This window comes from Lentzea sp. CC55, assembly GCF_021056325.1.
GTDB classification, from domain to species: domain Bacteria; phylum Actinomycetota; class Actinomycetes; order Mycobacteriales; family Pseudonocardiaceae; genus Lentzea; species Lentzea jiangxiensis.
This window is the reverse complement of record NZ_JAJCXE010000056.1, coordinates 657,886-682,674: the sequence shown is the minus strand read 5'-3', so window position 1 is coordinate 682,674 and position 24,789 is coordinate 657,886. Positions and strand designations below refer to the sequence as shown.

General features: G+C 70.5%; 22 protein-coding genes. 10 read left to right on the top strand and 12 right to left on the bottom strand.

Features of this window, described 5'->3' with window-relative positions:
* Positions 1–47: 47 nt before the first annotated feature.
* Together L6E10_RS37945 and L6E10_RS37940 are read left to right on the top strand one after the other, a co-directional pair.
* Positions 48–329 (top strand): hypothetical protein, encoded by a 282-nt coding sequence (locus L6E10_RS37945; protein WP_236224990.1) that lies wholly within the window; start codon positions 48–50, stop codon positions 327–329.
* Positions 330–477: 148 nt separating this feature from the next.
* A complete protein-coding gene (locus L6E10_RS37940) occupies positions 478–1,215 on the top strand; it encodes a class I SAM-dependent methyltransferase (RefSeq protein WP_236224989.1) in 738 nt (245 codons plus the stop codon).
* Positions 1,216–1,292: 77 nt separating this feature from the next.
* Here the strand turns inward: L6E10_RS37940 and L6E10_RS37935 are convergent, their stop codons facing one another.
* The 4 genes from L6E10_RS37935 to L6E10_RS37920 all read right to left on the bottom strand — a co-directional run bounded on the left by L6E10_RS37935 (position 1,293) and on the right by L6E10_RS37920 (position 6,736).
* Positions 1,293–2,954 (bottom strand): DEAD/DEAH box helicase, encoded by a 1,662-nt coding sequence (locus L6E10_RS37935; RefSeq protein WP_236224988.1) that lies wholly within the window; start codon positions 2,952–2,954, stop codon positions 1,293–1,295.
* Positions 2,955–3,002: 48 nt separating this feature from the next.
* On the bottom strand, positions 3,003–6,119 hold the full coding sequence (locus tag L6E10_RS37930; RefSeq protein WP_236224987.1) for a phosphodiester glycosidase family protein: 3,117 nt from the start codon (positions 6,117–6,119) through the stop codon (positions 3,003–3,005).
* Positions 6,120–6,293: 174 nt separating this feature from the next.
* Positions 6,294–6,542 (bottom strand): hypothetical protein, encoded by a 249-nt coding sequence (locus L6E10_RS37925; RefSeq protein WP_236224986.1) that lies wholly within the window; start codon positions 6,540–6,542, stop codon positions 6,294–6,296.
* Positions 6,524–6,736, bottom strand: a complete 213-nt coding sequence (locus tag L6E10_RS37920; protein ID WP_236224985.1) for a zinc finger protein — start codon at positions 6,734–6,736, stop codon at positions 6,524–6,526. The genes L6E10_RS37925 and L6E10_RS37920 overlap by 19 nt, the downstream gene beginning before the upstream one ends.
* 102 nt (positions 6,737–6,838) lie before the next feature.
* Here L6E10_RS37920 and L6E10_RS37915 point away from each other — a divergent pair, with 102 nt between their 5' ends.
* Positions 6,839–7,669, top strand: a complete 831-nt coding sequence (locus tag L6E10_RS37915) for a helix-turn-helix transcriptional regulator (RefSeq protein ID WP_236224984.1) — start codon at positions 6,839–6,841, stop codon at positions 7,667–7,669.
* Between the two features lie 10 nt (positions 7,670–7,679).
* Positions 7,680–7,862, top strand: a complete 183-nt coding sequence (locus L6E10_RS37910; protein WP_236224983.1) for a DUF397 domain-containing protein — start codon at positions 7,680–7,682, stop codon at positions 7,860–7,862.
* On the opposite strand, the gene L6E10_RS37905 is transcribed toward L6E10_RS37910, so the two are convergent.
* The 4 genes from L6E10_RS37905 to L6E10_RS37890 all read right to left on the bottom strand — a co-directional run bounded on the left by L6E10_RS37905 (position 7,825) and on the right by L6E10_RS37890 (position 14,565).
* Positions 7,825–11,253, bottom strand: coding sequence for a hypothetical protein (locus tag L6E10_RS37905; RefSeq protein ID WP_236224982.1), 3,429 nt, complete (start codon positions 11,251–11,253; stop codon positions 7,825–7,827). The two genes, L6E10_RS37910 and L6E10_RS37905, sit on opposite strands and share 38 nt — an antisense overlap.
* Before the next feature lie 238 nt (positions 11,254–11,491).
* The gene (locus L6E10_RS37900; RefSeq protein ID WP_236224981.1) at positions 11,492–12,424 is read right to left on the bottom strand and encodes a hypothetical protein; all 933 of its coding nucleotides are present in this window, start codon (positions 12,422–12,424) and stop codon (positions 11,492–11,494) included.
* The gene (locus L6E10_RS37895) at positions 12,424–13,338 is read right to left on the bottom strand and encodes a MoxR family ATPase (protein ID WP_236224980.1); all 915 of its coding nucleotides are present in this window, start codon (positions 13,336–13,338) and stop codon (positions 12,424–12,426) included. The genes L6E10_RS37900 and L6E10_RS37895 overlap by 1 nt, the downstream gene beginning before the upstream one ends.
* 15 nt (positions 13,339–13,353) lie before the next feature.
* Positions 13,354–14,565 (bottom strand): toll/interleukin-1 receptor domain-containing protein, encoded by a 1,212-nt coding sequence (locus tag L6E10_RS37890; protein WP_308102974.1) that lies wholly within the window; start codon positions 14,563–14,565, stop codon positions 13,354–13,356.
* Positions 14,566–14,648: 83 nt separating this feature from the next.
* Between L6E10_RS37890 and L6E10_RS37885 the strand changes: the two genes are divergently transcribed.
* Positions 14,649–15,509 carry an ornithine cyclodeaminase family protein gene (locus tag L6E10_RS37885; protein ID WP_236224978.1) on the top strand — a complete coding sequence of 287 codons (861 nt, stop codon included), beginning with the start codon at positions 14,649–14,651 and terminating at the stop codon, positions 15,507–15,509.
* A gap of 98 nt (positions 15,510–15,607) precedes the next feature.
* On the opposite strand, the gene L6E10_RS37880 is transcribed toward L6E10_RS37885, so the two are convergent.
* Complete coding sequence (locus tag L6E10_RS37880; RefSeq protein WP_090103666.1) at positions 15,608–16,828, bottom strand: glycoside hydrolase family 16 protein; 1,221 nt, start codon at positions 16,826–16,828, stop codon at positions 15,608–15,610.
* Between the two features lie 337 nt (positions 16,829–17,165).
* On the opposite strand from L6E10_RS37880, the gene L6E10_RS37875 reads away from it, so the two are divergent.
* A complete protein-coding gene (locus L6E10_RS37875) occupies positions 17,166–18,341 on the top strand; it encodes an MFS transporter (protein ID WP_236224977.1) in 1,176 nt (391 codons plus the stop codon).
* A 19-nt stretch (positions 18,342–18,360) separates the two neighbouring features.
* Positions 18,361–18,924: a TetR/AcrR family transcriptional regulator gene (locus L6E10_RS37870; RefSeq protein ID WP_236224976.1), complete on the top strand. Its 564-nt coding sequence runs from the start codon at positions 18,361–18,363 to the stop codon at positions 18,922–18,924.
* A gap of 24 nt (positions 18,925–18,948) precedes the next feature.
* Here the strand turns inward: L6E10_RS37870 and L6E10_RS37865 are convergent, their stop codons facing one another.
* Positions 18,949–19,371: a nitroreductase family deazaflavin-dependent oxidoreductase gene (locus tag L6E10_RS37865; RefSeq protein ID WP_236224975.1), complete on the bottom strand. Its 423-nt coding sequence runs from the start codon at positions 19,369–19,371 to the stop codon at positions 18,949–18,951.
* On the bottom strand, positions 19,372–20,133 hold the full coding sequence (locus L6E10_RS41090) for a LuxR C-terminal-related transcriptional regulator (RefSeq protein ID WP_236224974.1): 762 nt from the start codon (positions 20,131–20,133) through the stop codon (positions 19,372–19,374).
* 115 nt (positions 20,134–20,248) lie between these two features.
* Between L6E10_RS41090 and L6E10_RS37855 the strand changes: the two genes are divergently transcribed.
* From L6E10_RS37855 to L6E10_RS37845, 3 genes are read left to right on the top strand one after another with little or no spacing between them, the layout of a single operon-like run.
* A complete protein-coding gene (locus tag L6E10_RS37855; protein ID WP_236224973.1) occupies positions 20,249–21,904 on the top strand; it encodes an AMP-binding protein in 1,656 nt (551 codons plus the stop codon).
* A gap of 36 nt (positions 21,905–21,940) precedes the next feature.
* On the top strand, positions 21,941–22,756 hold the full coding sequence (locus L6E10_RS37850) for an SDR family oxidoreductase (RefSeq protein ID WP_236224972.1): 816 nt from the start codon (positions 21,941–21,943) through the stop codon (positions 22,754–22,756).
* 15 nt (positions 22,757–22,771) lie between these two features.
* Entirely contained in the window at positions 22,772–23,941 is a 1,170-nt protein-coding gene (locus tag L6E10_RS37845; protein ID WP_236224971.1) for a hypothetical protein, read from the top strand.
* On the opposite strand, the gene L6E10_RS37840 is transcribed toward L6E10_RS37845, so the two are convergent.
* Positions 23,919–24,782: an AraC family transcriptional regulator gene (locus L6E10_RS37840; RefSeq protein ID WP_236224970.1), complete on the bottom strand. Its 864-nt coding sequence runs from the start codon at positions 24,780–24,782 to the stop codon at positions 23,919–23,921. The two genes, L6E10_RS37845 and L6E10_RS37840, sit on opposite strands and share 23 nt — an antisense overlap.
* Positions 24,783–24,789: the final 7 nt, after the last annotated feature.

The following is a 24,789-nucleotide window of genomic DNA, read 5'->3' as shown; positions in this document are numbered from 1 at the left end:
ACCGGGTCCGGAGTCCCCTGGGGTGGAGAGGTTCACCCCGGCTGCCGTTGGCGGAGGCCGACCACTCGCTGCCGGTCGACCTGCGCAACAGCTGGAAGGCCGGTGTGCCGATGCCGGTGAAGTTCACCGCGTCGCGTCAGTCGGGCACTGTGCGTGAGTTCCAGGCCTCCGCGTCGTTCGACGACGGCCTCAACCGGGTGCCCGTGAAGTCGCTCGTTCCTCCTGGTGGGAAGGCCGGCGGTCACGTGTCGCTACGGGTGGTCGCCCGTGACACCGACGGCAACTCGGTGGGCCAAACGGTCCTGCGGGCGTACCGCCTCCGGGCGTAACCAAGCGGCCGTTCGGTCGTTGTAATTCCCTGCGGCACCCGCTCTGCCGCGCGCGAGACGGACCAGGGACGCGGCGTCTCTGCGCGCCGGAGCGGGTGCCGCCATTTTCGGTCGCCGTCCCCGGCGCACCTGTGGTGGCATGTCGTCCATGGGGACTTTCGAGGAGCTGGTGGCCGAGGGGGCCGCGGTGCCGCTGGAGGGCTGGGACTTCTCCTGGTTCGAGGGCCGCGCCACCGAGGAACGCCCGCCGTGGGGGTACGCGTCCCTGATCGCCGCGCGGCTGCGTGACGTGACGTCCGCGCTGGACCTGCAGACCGGCGGGGGAGAGGTCACGGCGTCCGCGCCGGTCCTGCCGCCGGTGATGGCCACCACCGAGTCCTGGCCGCCCAACGCCGCCGTCGCTGCCCGGCGTCTGCCTCTCGTGGTGCAGGCGCCGGACGCCGGTCCGCTGCCGTTCCGGTCCTCGTCCTTCGACCTCGTGATCAGCCGGCATCCCGTGGTGACGCCCTGGGTGGAGATCGCGCGGGTCCTCCGGTCCGGCGGGACCTACTTCTCGCAGCAGATCGGGGCCGGGACCAATCGTGAGCTGACGGACTTCATGATGGGCCCGCAGCCGGTGGGTGAGGCTCGCGGTGTCGCCGTCGCTCGTGCGGAGGCGGAGGCCGCCGGGCTGGAGGTGCTGCGGTTGGAGCCGGTGTCGTTGCGGGTGGCGTTCTTCGACGTCGGCGCGGTGGTGCACTTCCTGCGGAAGGTGTTGTGGACGGTGCCGGGGTTCACCGTGGAGGGGTATCGGGACCGGTTGCTGGAGATGCACCGGCACATCGAGGAGCACGGCGAGTTCGTGTGCACTTCGACGCGGTTCCTGGTCGAGGCGCGCAAGGCCTGAGGCTCGAACCGCGCTCGTTCCCGGAAAGCGCGAAGGGCCCCTCCGAACTCGTCCGGAGGGGCCCTTCGCACACGGCACTAGCGCGGCTGGCGCTCGCGGCGGATCGTCACGCGCTTGCCCTTGATCGTGGCGTCGCGCAACTGCTCGATCACCTCGTTCGCGGACGGGCCCGGCACCTCGACGAGCGAGAACCGGTCGGCGATCTCGATCGCGCCGATGTCGCGGCCCTTCAGGTTCGTCTCGCCGGTGATGGCGCCGACGATGTCCTGCGGCCGGATGCCCGACGAGCGGCCGGCGCCCAGGAACAGCCTGGTCATGCCTTCGGACGGGCCCCGGCGCTCGCGGCGCGGGCCGGCCGGGGCGCCGTCGCGGCGCGGGCGGTCCTCGCGCGGGCGGACCTCCGGGATCTCCTCCTCGTCGGCGGCGGCACCGGAGGCCTCGTGGGCGAGCTTCACGGCGGCGAGGGCGATGTCCATGACGTCGAACTCGTCGGCCAGGGTCTCGACGACGACGCGGAACCGCGACAGGTCGTCCTCCATCAGCGACTCCTGCAGCGACGAGCGGGTGAGCTCCAGCTGCCGGGCGCGCAGGTCGGCGACCGTCGGGACCTTCTCCATCGGGATCTTGGTCTTGGTGACGCGCTCGATGGTCTTGAGCAGCGAGTTCTCGCGCGGCTCGACCAGGGTGATCGCGACGCCCTCACGGCCGGCGCGGCCCACGCGGCCGATGCGGTGCGTGTACGCCTCGGGGGCGGACGGGACGTTGTAGTTCACGACGTGCGTGAGCTGCTCGATGTCGAGGCCGCGGGCGGCGACGTCGGTGGCCACCAGCAGGTCGGCGGTGCCGGAGCGCAGGCGGGACATGACGCGGTCGCGCTGCTCCTGGCTGATGCCGCCGTGCAGCGACTCGGCGCGGTAGCCGCGGCCGTTGAGCGTCTCGGTGAGCTGGTCGACCTCGTCGCGGGTGCGGCAGAAGACGACGGCGGCGGTCGGCGACTCGACGTCGAGCACGCGGCCGAGGGCGGCGGGCTTGTGCTCGCGGCGCACCAGGTACGCGGTCTGCCGCACGCGCGGGGCCTCGCCCGGCTCGGTCTTCTCGCGTTCGATCTGGATCAGCACCGGCTCGCGCAGGTGGCTCTTGGCCATGCGGTCGATGCGCGGCGGCATCGTGGCGGAGAACAGCACGGTCTGCCGGTCGGTCGGGGTCTCGGTGAGGATCGCGTCGATGTCCTCGGCGAAGCCCATGTCGAGCATCTCGTCGGCCTCGTCGAGCACGACGACCTGCAGGTCGCTCAGCTGCAGCGTGCCGCGCTGCAGGTGGTCGATCGCGCGGCCCGGGGTGGCGACCACCACGTCGACGCCGCGGGACAGCTCGCGCAGCTGGCGGCCGATCGGCTGGCCGCCGTAGATCGGGAGGACGCGCGTGCCCAGGTGGCGGCCGTAGCGGTGGACCGCCTCGGACACCTGCACGGCGAGCTCGCGGGTCGGCGCGAGGACGAGAGCCAGCGGCTTCTCGCCCTTGCCGATCCGGTCGGCGACGCGCTCGAGCAGCGGCAGCGCGAACGCCGCCGTCTTGCCCGTGCCGGTGGCCGCCTGGCCCAGCAGGTCGTTGCCCGCGAGCAGGGGCGGGATCGCTTCGCTCTGGATCGGCGTCGGCTCCTCGTAGCCCAGCGTGGTGAGTGCGTTGAGGATGTCGGGCCGCAGCCCCAGGTCGGCGAAACCGTTGTCGGCGGTGGTCATGGGGAGTATCTTCCCCCACCGCCTCACACCGCACTCACCCAGACCGGCTCAGGCGGCCTCCCGCGGCCCGACGCGGACGTCCGCCGCGGCCGCCACCCCGTTGAGGCGAACCGAGACCGTGACCTGACCAGGCCTTATCCCGGTGAGCACGCCGGTGTCCGGGTCGAGCCGCGCGACGTGCCACGGCCTGATGCCGTCCTGCCCGCCGACGTGCAGCTCGCGTGACCCTTCCCACACCACGCCCATCGGATATCCCACCGGAACGGTTCGAGCACCCTGATTCACCGTGGCCGCAAGCGGTTTCGCCTCACCGGGGCGCAGGCTCGCGGGAGCGGCGAGCCGCAGCGCGTCCACGTGGGGCCGGACCTCGGCCCTCACGCCGCTGTCCGAGACGCCGACGAGCGTCCAGCCGGTGAACCCGTCCGCCTCCGCGGGTGCCTTGCCGGAGTTGCCGTTGATCACGTGCGGAACACCGTCCACAGTAGAGGCGAAGAACCCTCCCACGTGGCCGCCGATGAACGCCGTCGGTCCGTCGCGTTCGGACAGCAGTCGCTCGAAGTAGTCCGCCTCCATCCGGTCGGCGAGCTGGCTGGTGCGCGCGGGCGTGGGGTCGCGCGGCGGGTGGTGCATCATCACGACGACCTGGCCCTGAGCGGTGTCCAGCGCGGTCCGGAGCATCCGCACCTGCTCGAAGCCGCCGCCCCGCAGCGTCCCGGTCGACGAGTCGAGCAGCACGAACCGGGTGCCCCGGTGGTCGAACGCGCGGTGGGTGACGCCGAACTCGCGGCGGAAGTTGTCGATCGTGCCGGGACCCATGACCTCGTGGTTGCCCGGCACGTAGTACCAGGGGAAGTCGCCGAGCTCCTCGGTCAGCACCCTGCGCGCCAGCCGCAGGTCGGCGGGGGACGCCTCGTCGACGAAGTCGCCGTTGACCACCACGAACTCCGCGCCGGACGCCCTGACCTCGCGCAACGTGCGGCGGGCCGCCCTGACCAGCTCGCCGTCCGGGTCGCGCGCGACGAACTGGGCGTCCGAGACGACCGCGAACGTCCAGCCCTCCGCAGGGCCGATCACGTCCTCGCGCAGGTCCGGGACGGGGGGCAGGGCGACCGGCGGTGGCACCCGCGCGACGATGTCGTCGACGAGCACCTCACCGGTGTACGAGCGGTCCGCCTTGGTCTCGATCGTGGTGAACCTCGTGACCCGTACGGGGAACTCGAGCTCCGGAGGCACCGCGACCTCGATCCGCTGCCAGCCGTCCCAGGTGATGTGCGGGCCGTAGAGCGGCCGCGACCGCCCCGCCGAGTCCACGACGGTGAACGCCGTCCACTCGCCCTTGCCGCTGCCGCGCACCTGCGCGGCGAGTGAGAGCGGTTGCCCGGGGACCTGCAACGGCTTCGGCGGGACCGCGTACGCCGTGCGCGTGCCGGTGGATCGCGTGAAGTCGTAGCTCAGCCTCAGCCCCTGCCCGGTGTGGCCGTCCGGAGCCGGTGCCACCCCGCCGGTGGCGCGGACGGAGCCGAAAGTCCACTGTGGAGCGTCGTCGAAGGTGGCGATCGGCTCGTCGGTGGCGCCGACCGTGACGGCGACCTGGGTCTCCGCGCCCCGTGCCCGCGCGCTGACCGTGGTCGCGCCGGGTTTGAGCGCCCTGATCCGCAGGTCCGGCGTCACCTCGACGACCTCGCGGTCGTAGCGGAGGTCGAGGTCGGCGCGCTCCAGCGGCGCGCTGAACCCCCTGGCGTCGAAACCGTTGATCCGCAACGGCTTGCTCTCGCCCTCGGCCAGGCTGACCCGGGGGCTCTCCGGCGCGAGCCGCCGCAGCTCGCCCAGCACGGTCAGCTCGGTGGTCGCGCTCGTGCGGCCGCGCGAGGCGGTGAACGACGCACGTCCCGGGTGCGGCGCCGCGTGGAAGGTGTCGCCGACCGCCCATCCACCCGTTGCGCGCGTGACGTGCCGGTTGTCGCCGGCCGGGCCGAACGTCTCGTCGTGGCCGCGCACGGTCAGCCTGCGGGACAGGCCGGGGAAGACGCGCCTGCTCACGGTCCGCACGTCGAACCCGGTGAGGTTCCCGGACCCGGCCGGCGCGTAGAGCGCGAGGCCGTTCGCGACCGGGCGCTCGCCGCCGTCCGACGGCGTGTTGACCACCTCGAGCACCGTGGTGCCGGGCGCGCGGGCGAGCATCGTCGACGAGCCACCGCCGTCGAGGTTCAGCGCGTTGTGCGCACCGAGCTCGACCATGGCGTCGGCGAGGTCGCGCAGGTCGAGGCCGGGGAGGTGCTCGCTCTGCCGCCCGTCGACGGTCAGCAGGAACATCTTCCTGCCGTCCCGCGAGAACCCGACCGCCGTGCGCGGGTGCACCGCGTCGGCCGGTGCGACGTTCCTGCCGCCGTCCACCAGCAGCTGCCGGCCACCGATGGCGGTCCTGGGCTCGCTGCCGTTGCTCGTGCGGCTGCGGTAGTCCACGGTGACCCTGTCCCCGGGCTCGAACGCCCGGAGCACGTCCGCGCCCCTGTCGCGGCCCACCAGCGCGTACCCCTCGACGGGCTCCGCGCTCGGGCTCTGGACCTTCTGGACGACGTCGTCCTTGACGATCACCTCGGCCGTGTTCGCCGAACCCTGCGTGGCGCGCGCTCTGCTGTACGTGCCCCACAACGGGTTGAAGACCCCGATGCCGTCCGGGTCGATCCGCGCGCTGTTGAGCTGTGTCAGCTTGTGCGTGCCGTTGAGCGTGCCTTCGAAGAAGGTCTCCATGACGCTGCCGACGCCCGCCGCGTCGATCCCGGCCGCCCGTCCGGTGCCGGACTTCCGGAGGCGGCCGTCCTGGATGCCGACACCTTCGGGCGCGTTGGAGTTGTCGATGTCGAAGAAGTCCCCGTTGACCGCCGCGACGGCACGCGGGGCCTGCCGGGACAGGGGAGCGGCCTGCGCGACGGTGCCGGGGTCGACGTACCCGACCCGCGTTCGCGTGAGGTCGACCGCGAGGGCGTCACCGCGGACCCAGCCACCCGGCTCGTAGAAGTCGAACGAGCTGAGCGTGACGCCCGGCGCGACCGGTCTCTCGACGTGGTCGGTCACGATGCGCCCGTCGCCGGCCCGTGCGTGGGATGGGGGAACGGGCGCGATCAGGACAGCGGCGATGATCACGGCAAGCGCACGTCTCGTCACGCCCTGGAACCTAGACCGGACCGGTGCGGATCCGCCCGACGATCCACGCCCCGCCCCTCGTCACCCCGCCCGGCGCTCCCCGCGGGACCGGCCCGGCCGCCGGTGGGCAGGGCCCGGCGACGCCGGCTCACGAGTCCGGCACCAGCGGCCGCGCGATCGTGACGACACCGGACTTCAAGTGGGCGGCGCCTGCACCGTGGACAGCTCCTCGGCCTCGGCGAGGTACAGCCGGCCGAGGTCGATGAGAAGCGTGCCCAACTCCCTATAGTGCGCTGCGCGCTCGAGGTCGGGAATCAGTCCGCATGTGCGCAACATATTTTGTGCGAGCATCTCGCCAAACTGTGGATAAGTCTTCACCACCTCACGCGAGAGGCGTTGAAGAGATACGCGCAGAAGGTCTTCCGTCAGGATTTCCGCGGCCATGGCAGGATCCCCTCGCTCTCGCGCCAGATGCCGTCGCAGTCCCGGCAGGTCGGCCACACGTTCTTGTCGCGCCACAGGCCTATCTGCTGCGGGATGAACGGATCGCCGCACAACGTCTCGACGGCCTGTCCCCAGGTCAGGTCGTCCGGGATGGCGTGACGCAGCCCCCCGTGGGGCGTCCAACGAAATCTCACCAGGTCATTGTGCGACTTGGAAGTGGTCCAAGCTAACGCCCTTTTGGGTTGTGTTGCGGTCAAACGTTCTGGAATGGTGGTGAACGGTCTACGGTACTCGCCATGCCGAAAAGATTCTCCACTGTGAGAGGCCGTGAGTTCGGGGACGGCCTCCGCGCGGCCATCGCCGCCACGGGAATGACTTCACGCGCTGTCGCCGAACTCCTCGGATGGCAGGAAGCGAAGCTTTCCGACCTCGTGAACGGCAAGGGCGGCTCGACCGAACTGGAGCTGGCGCTGCTCCTGGGCGTCTGCCGGACACCTCAGGCGGAACGCGACCACCTGATGTCGCTCTTCCCCGGCACCGGCGTGAAGGGCTGGTGGCAGGACCACGGCGTCTGCGCGCCGATCAGCCCCAGGACGCTGGTCGAGCACGAGCGCCTCGCGGAGAGGCTGGTCAGCTGGCAGACGATGTTGCTGCACGGGATGTTGCAGACCTCGGACTACACCCGCGCTGTGCTGGCCGCCTGCGTGAACGTGCCCGCCGACGAGCGGGACGCGCGGGTGGCGGCGCGGGCTTTGCGGCAGGAGGCGTTCCGCAGCGGGTTGCAGGCGTGCTTCTTCATCGCCGAACCGGTGTTGCTGAACGAGGTCGGCGGGCCGGGGGTGATGCGCGAGCAGTTGCTGCACCTGGACAAGCTGGCCGCCAGGCCGAGCATCGACCTCAGGGTCGTGCCGCTCGGGGTCGGAGCGCACGCGGGCATGGCCGGGTCGTTCGACATGCTGACCTTCGCCAGGTACGACGACGCCGTGTTCCTGGAGAGCGAGAACTCCAGTCTGATCATCGAGTCCCCCGGCGCGGTCAAGGCGTACCGGCGGATCGTCGAAGGGCTCGAACTCGTCGCCCTGGATGCGGAACAATCGAGGGAGCTGATCAAGAAGCTGCTGACGTGAGGAGACCTCGATGGCCGCGTGGCACAAGAGCACCTACAGCGCGAACGCCAGCGCCTGCGTCGAAGTCGCCACCGGCGTCGGCATCCGCGACAGCAAGGCGCCGGCCGCCCACGTCCAGGTGGGGGTCAACGGGTGGGCCTGTTTCCTGCTGTCGGTCAAACGCCACCGGCGATGTCACCGGACCGACGTGTGACCGGTGCGACCGGTGCGGCCTTGAGGAGCTTTGCGAGTGCTGCGAGCACATCCGGGTCGCGGTGCAGCAGTTCATGTGTGACCTGTACTCGAGCGACCGGGTCCACGCCGGGGTGTTTGGCGGCGAACTCGGGGACGTGGGAATCGCCGGCGCCGCCCTGCGGCCCGGATTCGTCGTGCACTTCGATCCTGTCCTCCGTGATCCTTGCCGTGGTCGGAGTGCCGAGCCGGACTCCGATCACGGCGTGAGAGGTGCTCAGACTCTCCGGCCGGGCGTTCTCCGCGGCGATCAGGTCGTTGAGGAACTCGACGCCGTCCGCCACCCGGCCAGGATCGAGACCTGGCACAGCGGCGTCGGCGAGGGGCACCAAGCCGCCGTTCTGGTGGACACAGTCGTAGACGGGCAGGGCCTGGTAGCTCGACGGGAGGCTGCGCCAGAAGTCGGCGGTGCCGCGCTGCCAGGTGCCGTTCACCAGTTTCTCCAGCGCGCGAACCGAACCCTGGACAGGGGTGCCGATGGTGATGACGCCGTTGGTGATGCGGGCGCCACCACAGCGTTCGACGTACCAGCGCACGGGTAAGCCACCTGTGGTCACGCAGATGAACACGACTCCGGCGAACATGTTGCCGCGGTACTTCCGGCGCCAGACCGACAGGGCGTCCTCGACTCGTTCACCCAGCAGTTCGCCGATGCGGCGGTGGGAGAGGCGCCAGTCGTAGGGCAACGGCAGGAGGTTGCCGCGGCGCTCGGTGTAGCCGAGGCCGCGCAGCAGGTCGAGCATCGGGAAGTAGCCGTCGGGGTCCAGTTCGGCGTCAGCGGGGCCACCGCGAGGACTGTCGTCACCGAGGTCGTCCGGCAGCGGCGTCCAACGCCGCAGACGCAGGTTGTTGTCCTTCACACCCGGAACGAGGACGACGAGGTCGTTCGGCTTGATTCCTCGCGGCTTGGGCGTCGGCGGCAGGTTCGTGCGTCGTTCGAGCAGGGCGGCGACATTGGCCGGAAGCTTGCCGAGCGCCTCGCCCCAGACCGTCTCGGCCGCCTCGTGCTGACCGTTCTCGCGGAGACTCTCCTGCAGGAGTTCGAGTGCCGTGCGGAGTTCGGTGGTGGCCTTGCGATCGGTGTTGACGATCTCCGTGTACACCTCGACCGCGGTTCGGGCGAGGGCGATGCGGTCGGCGCCGGTGGTCCGGTTCACGAGCGCGGCAGCGACGAAACCGACGTCGGCTCGCCACGCGGAGTTCCACTCCGCCAGTTCGCGGAGCTTGGGCAGGCTTGCCGCGCCCACCTCGATCGCGTGGTCGCGCAACCGGTGCCGCAGGTAGTTGTCCGGTGTTCCCCAGGTCGGTACGAGGTCGGCGAGAGCCCGGAAGATCCGCTGAGCTGCCTCGTGGTCCGCCGACGACTTGAGGTAGGCGGCGAGATTCCGGTTTGCGAGCCGGTGTCCTCTGATGTTGCTCGACGCGTAGTGGCCGAAGTCGCGCAGCGCGGCCCTTGCGTCCTTCTCGGTGACGGAAATTCCGCTGCTCGGATGAACCGCGTGTGCGCATGCCAGCCATTCGGCCATGGGCATTCCTGTGCCGTGCGCCCAAGCCAGCGCGCTCAGCAGCAAACGCGCTGTGCCGTCGTCACGCAGGTCCTTGTCGAAAGCCGAGTACAGCACACCCAGCACCTCTCGCTGCCAGTCGCTGTCAGGACGAGTCGACACGGGGTGCTCGCGAAGCTCCCTCGTCGTGCGTCGCACCAGGGCGGGGGACATGGCTTCCGTGTCGACCAGGAAGGTGGCGATCTCCTCCGCGGACATGTGGGGGGTGACCCCGAACAGCCGGCGAACCACGTGCGCACGCAGGTCGTCCAAGTCGATGACGGTCACCGAGGCGGAGGCGGCCAACTGATCGATCAACGGCGAATGGCGGCGCAACGTCACGATGAAACGCACACCTCCGCGACTGTGGCGGATGATCTCCTCCGGCCACCGAGGATCTTCGCGCGCGTCGAGGTCGTCGATCATGACCTGTTCCCCGGGGGAGGGGGTGTACGCGGCCAACGAGTCGAGGGCGCTGTCGGTCGCGAGCGTGAAGGACGTCTCCCGTCCGACGACGTCGAGGATCGTGGTCTTGCCGCTGTTGCGACCGCCGGTTATCACCAGCACGCGGCCCATTCGATCCCGTGCCCACCGGACCACCTCGTCGATCTCGGCACTGATGTCGAACCACGGCGTGACTGTGGCTTCCGGTGCGGTCCGCCCGTGCAGCGGGTTGTGGAACATAGGCAGGGGCTGCCCCGCGTTCTCGGCGATGGCGGGTTCGGGATCGCCTGCCTCCACCACCAGCGCGGTCAGCACATCCCGGCCGGAGAGGCGCTCGTTCCTCTCCGGCCACCGGCGTCGTCCCACCGCAGTCGACGGTCCGCTGCCGAGCAGTCTGATCAACGCGAGGGCGAGCGGTTCCCCGGCGTCCACCGGCTTGACCGCCACAGCGGTCCAGGCACCGTCGGGGGTGTTGCCGCACAACTCCTCGGGGAGTGTGGGCCACGAGAGGCTCGGGGTCTGGAGCAACAGGAGCAACTGGGTGCCGCCGGCGTCGTGGTAGGCGCGCATCAGATCCAGCGCGGAAAGACCCTGTTGCGGCTCCTCCGGTCCCTGCCAGCAGATCACCAGTGGCCCGCCGCTCGCGCCGGTGGTTGCGAGATCATCGAGCACCCCGGCCCTGTCGTCCTCCGGTACCGGAGTCAGCACCTTCCGCGTCTCGTACCCGCCGCCGGGCATGGTGAGGTTCGGGGTGGTGCTGTTACCCGCCACCAGGAACAGCCCGCGGGCGGGAGGAGGCGCGGCGATCTCGTAGACCACGCCACGTGCCGTGGTCACCTGCAGAGCGCCGGGGTCGACCGTGATCCGAGCGCTGGTCCCCCGCCGCACGGATGCGGTCTTCGAGCCGATGGTCAGCAGCCGTGGGTCAGTGTCGGGGACCAAGATCCCCACGGTGCCGGCGACAGCCTCGAAGTCGCCGATCTCCAGCGTGTTCATGGTGCGGTGCACCAACAAACGGGCATCGGGGAGCATGGACAGGATGTCGGCGAGATCGAGGTCGCCCAGGTCGTGCAGCAGGCTGAGCGGAGGTGCGGAGCTGTGCAGGTCAGGCCGGGCGACCTGGGCGAGCTTCCACGCGGTGACGGTCTGACGGGCGTTCTGCGGCAAGCGGTGCCAGGCCGCGACGAACCAGTCGGCGACGCCGGTCCGGTTCTCCCGCACCAGGGCCTTCAGCGCGGGCTGGAGCTCGGCGTCGATGCTGTCCTCGCGGCCGGTGACCGCGAGCCAGGTGACGCGTTCCTCCAACGCGAGTGCGGGAGAAAGCCGCTCGTGGACGGAAGAGATGATGTCGCCGAGACGGTGCACGGGATCGTCTGGAGGGGCGGTGCGCAGCCATGATGCCAACGCGGCGCGAAGACGCGCTGAGGCATCGTGATCGAAGACGATGCCATGCGGGCCGCGTGACTGCACCAGGGGGCTGAACCAGAGATCAGCCTCGGCGGACACGTCGAACCGCGGGAACAGCGCGACCCGCACAGCCCGGATGAGTTCCGGTTCGATGCGCACCGCCACACTCAGCGCCGTCGCGAGGCTCTCATACGGCTCAACCACGGCGCACCGCCACTGAGGCGCGGCTGACAGTGGTGCTTCGATCCCACAAGAGCAACGGCAACGACGAGGCGAGCCAGGCGGGCCATCGAGAAGGTGGGTACGGCACCAGACCGATCGGTGAGCAGCCCGCGCGGCGCACCGCCGCGAGGAACGCCCGCCACTCGGCCGTCGTGCTGCGGCGGTGGTGGAACCGCGGGCCGCCGATGCCGAAATCCGAGATCAGCAGAACACGGCTGCCGGTGCTGGGCGGTTCGTACAGACGCCACGTACGACGGCCCCCTGGGCCCGCACCGCGGCTCGGCACGTCGGAGAAGTACAGCAGGCGAACGTTCTCGGCACCCGCGACTGAGCGGATGCGAGCCACGAGGTCACGCTGGTCGTTCGCGAAGAGCTGCATTCCTTCACCCGTGTCCACGAGCACCTGCACGCCGAAACGCAATGTGGCGCGGGGCTTCATCGGCAACGTTCGCAGTGGTTTCGCCTGTGCCCATGACCGGGTGATGGCCTCGACATCGGGGTCGCCATCTGCGGCGAAAGTGGCGAGCACGGCATGCAGCACTGCCGCAGCGGTCCTGGGCGCCAGCAGCGGTGTCGGTCTCGGGGACTGGTCGTCCTCCGGCAACCGCAGCGACGGCAACGGTGACCAGTCGGTCTCGCGCAGGGGCAGGGTCGACGACTCCGGGAGCATCGGGATGGCCTGAGGCGGCGGTTCCTCCTCGGCTGCGGGAGGCTCGGCTCTCGGCTTCGCCACCGAGTCCGGGGGCGGCGGCGGAGTTGCCCGCGGTTGCTCGGCGGCGACGAGTTCGGCGACCGCGGGCGCGGGCGCCGCCTCCGCGACCAAACCGAGCAGTTCTGCGGCACGACGCGGTGGCGCACCCGCCGCGACAGCGCGCAGCAGGTCACCGAGCCACACCCGGGGCGCCATCAGTTCGGTTGCTGTTTGACGAGGGCCATGTCGCGAAGTTCCTGCCATTCCGGGCTGTTCGTCGTGATGCCGAGCCTGCGGCATGCCCGCAACGCGTCGAGGAACTCCGCCGTGCTCGGTGGGCGGGCCGCCTCCCGCGCCATCTCCGCGCGCAGCTCCACCACCGCGGCCGCCAGTTCGAAGGCCAGGTCCTCGTCTGCCTTGCTCATCCCACCCTCGTAGGTGTCGAGGTGGGACCTGGCGATGGCGACGAGGCCGTCGGCGTCAGGATGATCCAGCCACACCACCACGCAGCGACGCAGGAACGCCTGTGGAAGCTCGCGTTCCTCGTTCGTGGTGATGACGATCAGATTCCTGCTGTCCGGCGAGCTGGACGGCGCATGGTCGATCTCCACGACCGTGCCGGTCTCCGTCACCCTGAAGCGGTTCGACCCCAGCGGCACCAGGAGGCCGTTCGGCAGGTCCGGGTCCGCCTTGTCGATCTCATCGATCAGGACGACGGCGTGCGAGGACGAGCGTTCTGCGTTGGTGTCGAACTCCGGCTCCACACCGAGCGCCAGCTCCAAGGCGGAATCGCGTGCAAACGCCCACCACAGCACACCGGGCTCGACGTAGTTCCGGTCGTCCACGTCGTTCCGCAGCTGGGCGTCGGCGAGACGGCGGACCGAGTCGAACGTCCACAGCAGATCCTGAGCCTGCGTCCGCGACGTCACGACCATTTCGTAGTAGCGCGCGCCGCGCATCAACGCGATGTGTGCCGCGAGTGACGACTTGCCCGAGCCGGGATCACCGCGCAGCAACAACGGACGCCCGGTCGCGTAGGCGATGTCGACCGCGAGTTCGAGCTTCCTCGACATCACGTACGCCTCGCCGTCGCGGCGATCCGGCACGTCCAGCCGGGACAGGTCAGGCATCAGCCGCACTCCTCCTCAACTCGTCACCTCGTCGAGCAACTTCTGCAACCGGCGGCCTGTGCGCCGTGCCAGCATCTCCTCGCCCGCCTCCAGGGCGGGCAGCACGATCGCCTTCCGATGCCACCGCTGGTCGGCGGGGTCGACCGCCTTCCCGGTCAGCACAACCACGTTCAACCACGCGAACCTCTCCTGCAGCCGCAGCACGACCCGTGCGACCGAGGTCAAGACCGCGTCGTTGAGGTGCACCAGCAGAAAGCAGACCTGGCTGTCGAGTGGTTCGACGTCGTCGGTCAGGTCGTCATCCGGCAGCAGGTCGGCCAGGTCGCGCACCGCGCGTTCGCAGTCACGCAGCAGCTCTGCCTCCAGGTTCTCCCCGGTGACCACGCCGACCTGCGCGGTGCGGTAGTTGAGCGCGCAGCAGGCCGCTCGTCGCACGTACTGCTCCGCCGTTTCGGTGTATTCCGCGTTGAGCACGGCGTAGGTCTGGCGGTGCTCCGGCAGCAACGCGCGGGCCGCTTCGCCGTCCACCCACGTCGGCGTGACCAGTCCGATGAGCTGCCGCAGCCTGGACGACGCCGGTCGGGCGATGTGCTCGACCGCTGTGTGGATGCGGCCGGCGCTGGTCCGGCCGAGCAGCAGGTGTGCCAGGAACCGCTGGCCCTCCCGGATGGACGGGAAGTGCCACTCCTCCTCGTGAGCGTCCAGCGCCTGCGCCGCCGCACGCAGCGGTTCGGCCTCCGTGACGTCGCGCAGGCACGCCGCGACGTCGGCGAGCCAGAGCCGCATCCGGTCCGAGGGGGCCAGGGCGGGCTCGGCCAGGTCGGGGAGCCGGGCCGCGATGGCGGTGGCGAACGAGGCGGGCGCGAGGTCGCCCCGCCGCACGAACTGGAGTTCGCGCAGGTCGTTGAGCTCTGGTGCGCCCGTATCGGTGGTGGGGGAGAGTTCGGCCGGCACGATGGTCAGGGGTGAGCCGAGCGCTCTGCGCCACAGCAGCAGGTTGATCTCGCGCCTGACCCACGGGGAGTTCAGCGCCTTGTCGCTCATCAGCACGACAGCGGCGTCGCAGTCGGCGATCCAGTGGTAGAGGACGCTGCGCCATTCCTCGCCACCGCGCAGGCCGTCCTCGTCGACCAGCACCTGCCAGCCACGGGCCCGGAGTTCGGATTCCAAGTGGCGACGCATAGTGGCGGCATCGTCGTCCCCCTTGGTGCTGTGGCTCAGGAACACCTTGGGCGCTGACACCGCGTGCCGTTCTCACTCTCTGCGACGTGGACGGAGATCGTAACCCGAAGGTCGTTACGATCCGAACCATGACGATGCCCGCAGCGATCGAAGCCGTCCGCGCCGCGTTCGCCGGGCTCGCCGCGGAGGAGTTCGACCTGCCGCCGCGGCAGGCGTTCGGCGACAGCCGGTCGCTCGTCATGGCGGTGCACCACCGGCCCACGCGGTCGACCGCGGTGAAGGTGGTCAGCATCGAGGTCGAGCGCGATCCGGTCATCACCGGCACGGTCGTGTACTCGCACCCGGACGGGCAGTTCGTGACGGACGCGGTGCCGCTCACGACGTTGCGGACCGGCGCGGTGGTGGGGGTGGCCACGGACCTGCTGGCGGACGAGGACGCCTCGCACCTCGCGTTGCTGGGGGCCGGTGCGCAGGCGGCGGACCAGATCAGGGCCGTGCACGCGGTGCGGCCGTTGAAGAAGCTCGTCGTGTTCAACCGGCACGCCCGCAAGGCCGAGGCGTTGCTGGAGGGCCTGGCCGACGAGTTGCCGGACACGGTCGTCGAGGTGGCCGCCGACGCCGAGAGCGCGGTGGAGGGCGCGGACGTCGTGTGCTGTGCGACGGCGTCGACGGTGCCGTTGTTCCGGTGCGAGGCGTTGGAGGACCGGGTGCACGTCAACGCGATCGGGTCGTACCGGCCGGTGATGCGGGAGCTGCCGCAGGAGCTGCTGGCGACCGCGGGAGTCGTCGTGGTGGACCAGGTCGAGGCGGCGCTGAGCGAGGCCGGCGAGATCATCCGGGCCGTGCGGAGCGGGGTGCTGCGGCTCGAGTCGCTCGTCGAGCTCGGTGCGGCGCTGGGGAACCCGCCGCTGCGGGAGGGGCGGACGGTGTTCAAGTCGGTCGGCGTCGCGGTGCAGGACTGGGCCGTCGCCAGGCTCCTGGCGGAGTGACGGGAAAGCGCTGGACGTGAACCCATCCGCCGCGAGGGCTCACGTCCAGCGCCGTTGTCCTCCCCGTCAGGCCATGCGCAACCCGGCGGGGAGGGAACTCAGACCTGCCACTTCTGGCTGGCAACGCCGAGGCACTGCCAGATGTGGGTTCTCGTGCCGTCCGCCGAGGAGCCTCCCACGGTGTCCAGGCACTTGTTCGCCTGCGGGTTCACGATGTCCTGCGCCCCGCTGACGGCCCATTGCTGGGCGGCGGACCCGTTGCAGTCCCAGAGCTGGACCACCGTGCCGTTGGCGGTGCCGCCACCGGACACGTCGAGGCACTTGCCCAGCGCGCGGATCGTGCCGTCACCGGGACGGCTCCACTTCTGGGCGACGTTGCCGTTGCAGCCGACGACCTGGATGGGCGTGCCGTTGGCGGTGTTCGCCCAGGGCACGTCGAGGCACTTGCCGCCGATGCCGCGGATCTCCGAGCCACCGCCGGCGGGCGGGCTGTCGTTGGAGACGCGGACCCAGTCGATCACGAGCTGCTGCGGGAACGTCGTGCTGGCGTCGGGGTAGCCCGGCCACTCACCACCGACCGCGAGGTTGATGATGATGAAGAACGGCTTGTTGAACACCCACTCGCGGCCACCGAGGTCGGCGGGCGTCTTGCGGCCGTAGACCTGGCCGTCGACGGACCAGACGATCTCACCCGGACGCCAGTCGACGGCGAAGTTGTGGAAGCCGTCGGAGAAGTTCGGGCCGTTGTACTGGTGCAGCAGGCCACCGGAACCGGAGTAGCCGGGGCCGTGGATCGTGCCGTACACGGTGTTCGTCTGGTGGCCCAGGAACTCCATGATGTCGATCTCGCCGGAGCCCGGCCACGGGTTGCCGGTGTTGATGTCGGCACCCAGCATCCAGAACGCGGGCCAGATCCCCTTGCCGCGCGGCATCTTCATCCGCGCTTCGAACCGGCCGTAGGTCTGGGTGAACTTGCCCGCGGTGTTGATGCGGGCGGAGGTGTACTGACACCTGCCGTACCAGCAGTTGTAGTTGCCGGGGTTCTCACGCTTGGCCGTGATGACCAGGTTGCCCTGGCCGTCGTGCGCCGCGTTCGAGGTACCCGCCTGGTACCACTGATGTTCCCTGTTGTTGCCGTTGTTGTTGCCCACTTCCATTTGCCACTTGCCACCGTCGACACCGGTGCCGGCGGGAGCGTTGAACTCGTCGGCCCAGGTCACCGCCGCGTTGGCAGGGGGAGCTTGGCTGGTGGTGGCGACGGTGATCCCCGCGGCGACCATCAAGGCCGCGGCGAGGGCCGTCCCGATGCGTCGCTGCATCGAACCGACCTTTCGGGGTGTTTAGTTGTGCGCCCAGTGGTTCGGAAGTGTTGTCATGCCGTGACTCTCGGTCAACGTGTAAAGGTTTTCAGGAATTTGTCAGATGAGAGCGCTCTCAGGGAGCGTTCCCGCGAATGCGGCCACGGGAGCGATCAGTCCTACTGGGACAGCGGACCGGGCGAAGCGGTGCCACCCGTCCTGTTTGGACGGAAACTGTCTCGCCGTCACCGACGTCGCGCCCGGTGGGGTGAGGTGCGTCCCCCGATGAGCCCAGCGACCGGGGCCCGGGGTGCAAATTCGATTGCGCCGGGTGGTGGCGCCCGACAGCGTTCGGGTCATGACTCGGCGGATGACGTGGCTGCTCGCGGTCGCGTGCGGTGTGGCGGTCGGCAACGTGTACTTCCCGCAGGCGCTCACGCCGCTGGTCGCCGCCGGGCTCGGCATCCCGGCGGGCGGTGCCGCGCTGGTCGTCACGGCCGCGCAGATCGGGTACGCGTGCGGGATCTTCCTGCTGGTGCCGCTGGGCGACCGGGTGCCGTACCGGCCGTTGATCGCCGCGCTGTTCACCGCCACCGGATCGGGGCTGGCCGTCGCGGGGTTCGCGCCGTCGTTCGGGCCGCTGTTCGCCGCGGGGGTGGCCGTGGGGGTCGCGACGGTGATCGCGCCGATCATCGGGCCGATGGTGGCCGGGATGGTGTCCCCGGAGAACCGGGGCGTGGCCAGCGGGACGATGCTCGCCGGATCGATCGGCGGGATGCTCCTCGCGCGCACCGCCGGCGGCGTGCTCGGGGAGTGGCTGGACTGGCGGGCGCCGTACCTCGTGGCCTCCGGGCTCGCGTTCGTGATGGCCGTGGCGCTGTGGCGGGCGCTGCCGGCGACCGAGCCGCACACGCGGCAGCCGTACCCCTCGCTGTTGCTGGAACCGTTGCGGCTGCTGCGGGACGAACCCGAGCTGCGCCGGTCGTGCGGCTACCAGGCGATGGTCTTCGGGGCGTTCAGCGCGGTCTGGGGGAGTGTCGCGCTGCTGCTGACCGGTCCGCGGTACGGCTACGGCGCGCAGGCCGTCGGGCTGCTGGCGCTGGTCAACCTCGTGACTATGGCCGCGACACCGGTCGCCGGGCGGATCGTGGACCGGCGTGGACCGGATCCGGTGAACCTCGTCTGCATGCTCGCGGTGGCGGGGTCGGCCGGAGTGCTCGCGTTCGGCGGTGCCGGTGGCGTCGCCGGGCTGGTCGGCCTGGTGCTCGGCACGCTCCTGCTCGACGTGGCGATGCAGTGCGGTTCGGTGGCCAACTCCATCCGCATGTACGACCTGAGCGACACCCATCGCGGACGTCTGAACACCGCCTACATGACGTGCGCGTACATCGGCGGTGCGGTCGGATCGTGGCTCGGTGTGCAGGCGTTCGTGCGGTTCGGGTGGTACGGCGTCTGTGGCCTCGTCGCCCTGATGGCCACTATCGCCCTTGTGGGTCACATCGTCAGAAAGGCGCCCTTGACGACGCCAAGCTAATCCAATTAGCTTGAGGGCTATGGCCGTTCGAGCAGGTCTCACCACCGCCAAGGTCGTGGACGCCGCGCTGGAGCTGGTCGACGAGCAGGGTGTCGGAGGACTGACGCTCGCCGCCGTCGCCGCTCGCACCGGGGTCGCCACGCCGTCGCTCTACAAGCACGTCGCGAGCCTCGCGGAGCTGCGCGGCCACCTCGGCGCGCGGGTGCTGGAGGACATGACGTCCCACTTCACCGGCGCTGTCCTCGGCCGGTCGGGGGACGACGCCGTCCGCGCGCTCATGCACGCGTACCGGGCGTACGTCCGGCAGCACCCGAAGCGCTACGCGGCCGCTCCGATGAACCCGCTGCAGGACGACCTGCAGAAGGCGGCGGGGCAGAAGCTCGTCGAGGTCATGTACGCGACCCTGCGGAGCTACGGCCTGGAGGGCTCGGCCGCCGTCCACGCCACGCGGCGACTGCGGGTGATCGTGCACGGCTTCGCGTCGATCGAGTCGGGTGGCGGCTTCGGCCTGCCGGAGGAGCTCGACGACACCTACGAGCAGCTGATCCGCCTGTACCTGGACGACCTCGGCGGAAAACCGTGAGGTGGACGCCTGGCCGGCGTGGGCTCAGCGCGCGGTGAGGCGGAAGACCCGCAGCTCGCGACCGCCCGAGCGCTTCACGTAGTCCTGGAACGCGGGCCAGGCCCGCACCATCCTCGCCCAGGCCTCCTCGCGCTCGGCGCCCTGGAGCAGCGTCGCCCGCACGTCGCGGACGTCGCCGCGCACGTTCACCCGGACGTCCGGGTTCTTCAGCAGGTTCGCCGTCCACGCCGGGTGGTGCGGCTTGCCCCAGTTCGACCCGACGACCAGCATCGACTCGCCGTCGGCCACGTACTGGACCTGGTTCTCGCGCCGCTCACCGGTCTTGGCGCCGGTGGTGATGAGCGTGAGGCCCTTCTGGCCGCTGAACGACACGAGCCCGACCTTGCCGCCGGTCAGCTTGTACAGCAGGCGGTCCGTGCCGGTGACGGCCTTCTGCAGCAACGACATTCAGAGCGCTCCCGTCGACCTCGCCGCGTGGACCGCGGCGGTTCTGTTGTGCACCCCCAGCTTGCGCATCGAGCTGCGGAGGTAGGCCTTGACGGTTTCGGTGCTCAACCCTAGCTCGGCGGCTATCTCCCGGTTCGAGGCACCGACCGCGGCCAGCCGGAGCGTATCGAGCTCCCGGGGCGTCAAGCCCGTGGGGACGGAGACGGGAGCCTCGCCGCCGAGGTTCCGGTGGACCTTGCGGAGCCGTTCGCGCAGCACGGGATCACCGACGAGCTTGGTGACCTCGGCCAGTTCGCGGAGTGCGGCTTGTGTGTGCAGTGAAGGCATGTCCAGGTCCTGTGCGAAGCCCTGCGCGATGGCGCCGGCCATCCTGATCGCCCGGTCACCGACGGTCGCCTGCCCGCGCACGGCCCCGTACAGGACGCCGTGCACGGTGCCGCGCACCGTCACCGGGTAGGCGAACACCGAGGTGAGCCGTTCCTCCACGACCACCATCTGGTCGAACTCGTGGGTGATGGCCCGGGTGGAGGCGTAGTCGTTGACGCGGACCGCCGTGCCCATCGCGATCGCGGTGCCGCCGAGGCCGCGGCCGGTGCCGATGCGCAGTCCCCGCAACGACGTGCCGTGCGTGCCGAAGAAGCTGCTCAGCACCAGGTCGTGGCCGGGCGTGACGGCACCGCCGAACACGACGGGCAGCCCGGTGGCTCGGCGGAGCATGTCCAGCCGTTGCGGCAGCAACGCCTGGAAGCGGTCTGACGGCACGTCCAGCAGTTTCGCTGACGACGGCACCCTCGAAAAGGGGTGCACCCCCGGACGGGGGTATCCCGATCGGCCGAGCCCTCCCCACCCTCTGTGCCGGCGGAACAGGAGGCCAACGATGACCAGTCACGACACCTACCGCGCGGCCCGCGACCTCGTGCTCAGCGACCCGGAAGCGTTCACGTGGCCGAGCTTCGGCACGAGCTTCAACTGGGCGCACGACTGGTTCGACGTGATCGCCGAGGGCAACACCACCACCGCGCTGCACATCGTCGAGGAGGACGGCTCCGAGCGCGCCTACTCGTTCGACGAGATGCGCCGCCGCTCGAACCGCGTCGCGCGCTGGCTCACCCGGCACGGCGTCGGCAGGGGCGACAGCGTGATGATCATGCTCGGCAACCAGGTCGAGCTGTGGGAGTCGATGCTCGCGGTGATGAAGCTCGGCGCCGTGGTCATGCCGACCACCACCGCCCTCGGACCGGCGGACCTCGCCGACCGCCTGCGGCGCGGCGCCGTCCGGCACGTCGTCGCCCGCGTGGAGGACGCCGGCAAGTTCGAGGACGGCCCCGTGCTCATCAGCGTCGGCGGTGCCACGGCGGGGTGGCTCGACTTCGCGGAGGCGGCGGAGGCGTCCGACAGCCCGGTGCCGCACCCGAGGACCAGGGCGGACGACCGGCTGCTGCTGTACTTCACCTCGGGCACGACCAGCCGCCCGAAGCTCGTCGAGCACACCCAGACCTCGTACCCGGTCGGGCACCTCACCACCCTGCGCTGGATCGGCATCCGCCCCGGAGACGTGCACCTCAACATCAGCTCGCCCGGCTGGGCCAAGCACGCCTGGAGCTGCTTCTTCGCGCCGTGGATCGCCGAGGCGACGATCTTCGTGCACAACTGCGCGCGGTTCGACGCCGCCGCGTTGCTCGGCCAGATCCGCGCCAAGGGCGTCACCACGTTCTGCGCGCCGCCGACCGTCTGGCGGATGCTGATCAAAGCCGACCTGAGCGGCGGTCCCGGCAGCCTGCGGGAGGTCGTCGCCGCCGGCGAGCCGCTCAACCCGGAGGTGGTCGAGCAGGTCCGCGAGCAGTGGGGCCTCACGATCCGCGACGGCTTCGGGCAGACCGAGACCACGCTGTCGGTCGGCAACGTGCCGGGCGCGGAGGTGAAGCCCGGCTCGATGGGACGGCCGCTGCCCGGCGTCCCGGTCGTGCTCGTCGACCCGATCACCGGCGAGCTCGCGGACGAGGGTGAGATCTGCATCGACCTGGCGCAACGGCCGATGTCGCTCATGGTCGGCTACCACGGCGACGAGGAGCGCAACGCCGAGGCGATGGCCGGCGGTTTCTACCACACCGGGGACGTCGCGAGCCGCGACGAGGACGGCTACCTGTTCTACATCGGGCGCACGGACGACGTGTTCAAGGCGTCGGACTACAAGATCTCGCCGTTCGAGCTGGAGAGCGTGCTGATCGAGCACCCGGCCGTCACGGAGGCCGCGGTCGTGCCGTCACCGGACCCCCTGCGGCTCGCCGTGCCCAAGGCGTACGTGGCGCTGAGCGCGGGCTGGGAGCCGACCCGCGAGACCGCGTTGCAGATCCTGCGGCACGCGCGCGAGAACCTGGCCCCGTTCCAGCGGATCCGGCGGCTGGAGTTCTCCGAGCTGCCGAAGACCGTGTCGGGCAAGATCCGCCGCGTCGACCTGCGCACGCGGGAGGAGGCGGGCGTCGAGGCGTCCGGGGAGTGGAGGGACGACCAGTTCCCCGAGCTGCGCCGCTAACGTGGGGACCCCGCCGTCCCGACGACAGGAGCAGACATGGTCCGCAGGATCTCAGGACGTCCGGCGGTGATCACCGGGGCGGCCTCGGGGATCGGCCGCAGCCTCGCGCGGCGGTTGTCCCGCAACGGGTGCCCGGTGGCCATCGCCGACGTCGACGAGGTCGAGCTGGAGAAGACCGCGGCCTCGCTCACCGGCCCGGTCCTCACGCGGGTGCTCGACGTGCGCGACGCGGGCGACGTCCGCGAGTTCGCGCGGGAGGTCGAGGACTGGCTCGACCTCCCGCTGGCCGCGGTGTTCAACAACGCGGGCGTCGCCACCTCGACGAGCGTGCTGGACTCCGTGCCCGAGGACGACACCTGGCTGTTCGACATCAACTACTGGGGAGTCGTGCACGGCACGCGGGCGTTCTTGCCGCAGCTGGTGAAGCAGAACTACGGCGTCGTCGTGAACACCTCCAGCGTGTTCGGACTCGTCGGCATGCCGAACCAGAGCGCCTACTGCGCCGCGAAGTTCGCCGTCCGCGGCTTCACCGACTCGCTGCGCCAAGAGCTGCGCGGCACGGGCGTCTCCGCCGTCACCGTGCACCCCGGCGGCATCAAGACCAACATCATCCGCAACGCGCGCGTCTACAGCGAGCTCGACGTGCGCGGCCGGTCGCGGGAGCAGATGGCGGCGGACTTCGACAAGATGGCCCTGACGACCCCGGACAAGGCGGCCGAGATCATCCACCGCGGCGTCGAGAAGGGGAAGTCGCGGGTGCTGGTGGGGCCGGACGCCTACGTGTTCGACGCGCTCGCCCGCATCATGCCGACCCACTACTTCAGCGTGATGGCGAAGCTCTACGACCGCTGAGGGATGATCTCCGGCATGGTTTCGGAGGACGTCCTGCTGCGGCGGACCGAGCAGTGGTTCGTGCGGCAGGGCGCGCCGACCATGATCGAGGGCTACGGCTTCCGGTCGCACGTGCTGCCGCGGATGACGCCGGCGCTGACGTTCGTCGCCGTCGGCAGCCTCGCGTGGCTGGTGCTGCAGCAGTCCTCCGGGCTGTCGCGGTGGCTGCTGCTCGGGCTGATCGTCGCGACGACGGTGTCGGCGTGGGTCCTGCTGTCGCTGTTCGTGCGGCGGATGCCGAGCTTCTCGCCGCGCACGACGGTGCTGGTGCTGGTCGCGTACGCGGTGATCCCGGTGGCCACGCCGCTGGTGCAGTCCGCGATCGACATCAAGTTCACCGCGCCGGACGGCGACCGCGAGACCGACTCGGTGTGGGTCGCGCTGGTGTGGTTCGCCGTCGTGTTCGGGTTCGCGTTCGTGGCGACGATGCTCGCCACCACCTACGGGCTCGGGGCGTTGCTCAAAGCCGCGATCCGGCACGTGATCGCGGACCTGCGCAACAGCGTGCACCTGCTCGGGCGGGCGTTGCCGCCGATGCTGTTCGTGACGCTGTTCCTGTTCTTCACCGGTGAGCTGTGGCAGGCGATGAACCAGCTGCGCTGGCCCCGCGTCAGCCTCGTCGTGCTGCTGTTCGCCGCGATCACCGTGCTGGCGGCCGCGGCCCGGCTGCGCGACGAGATCGGCCGGGTGGAGCAGGACCTGCGGCCGGAGGTCCTGCGGGCCGCCTGCGAGGGCACGCCGCTGTCCGGCGTCGACATCGCCGCACCGCTGCCGCCCAGGCGGTTGACCGGCCGGCAGCTGCGCAACCTGCTGGTGATGCTCGCGATCCGCCAGCTCGTGCAGGCCGCCGTCGTCGGGCTCGCGCTGTTCGCGTTCTTCGTGCTGCTGGGGCTGATCGTCGTCACGCCGGAGATCGCCGAGCAGTGGATCGGGTCGCCGCCCGCCCTCTCGTGGCTCGGGGTGCCGCAGGCGATGCTGCGCAACGCCACGCTGTTCGCGGCGTTCGGCAGCATGTACTTCTCGGTGATCTCGATGAGCGACGCCGAGCACCGGCGCCAGTTCTTCGCCCCGGTGCTCGAGAAGGTCGAGCGGACGCTGGAGGTCCGCGCGGTCTACCTGGACGTCAGGGAGCGGGCTGCGGCCTGAGGCGGGCGTCGCGGCTCGGCGGCGTGCCGAACCGGCGGCGGTACTCGCGGCTGAACTGCGACGGGCTGTCGTAGCCGACGCGGTGGCTCACGCTCGTCACGTCCCGGTTCGTCGCCAGCAGCAACCTGGCCTCCTGCAAGCGGATCTGCTTCTGGAACTGGATCGGGCTCATGCCCGTGACGGCCTGGAAGTTGCGGTAGAACGCCGACTCGCTCATGCCCGCGATCCGCGCGACGTTCCCGACCTTGAACGACTCGGAGAAGTTCTCGCGGATCCACGTGACGGCCCGGGAGATGTGGCTGAGGCTGCTGTCCTGCGAGCCGAGCTGGCGCACCGCCGCGCCCTGCTCGCCGGTCATCACCCGCCAGAGGATCTCCTGCTTGACGAGCGGGGCCAGCGCCCGCGCGTCGCGCGGCTGGTCCAGCAGGCGCGCGAGCCTCGTCACGGCGTCGAGGAGCTCGGGGCTCGCGTCGCTGACGGCCAGGCCCTCCGGGGTGCCGGTGGGTGCCGGGAGGTTCTGGGACAGCAGGAGGTGGGCGACCTCGTCGGGCCGCAGGACCAGGCCGAGGCCGAGCGCGGGTTCCGACGGGCTGATGTCCACGTAGCCGCCGGTGATCGGCAGGTCGACCGAGGCGACCAGGTACTGGCCGGCCCGGTAGTCGAAGACGCGGTCGCCCGCCGCGATGCGTTTGCGGCCTTGGGCGATGAACGCGAGGATCGTGCCGGTCATCGACGGCGTGGGCGGCCCGGCGACCGCGGTCTTCGAGACCAGCACGTCCGGGATCGCCGTGGTCAGGGCAGGCCGGGCGTGCTTGGCGAGCAACGCGCGCAGTTCGTCCACGCACCGA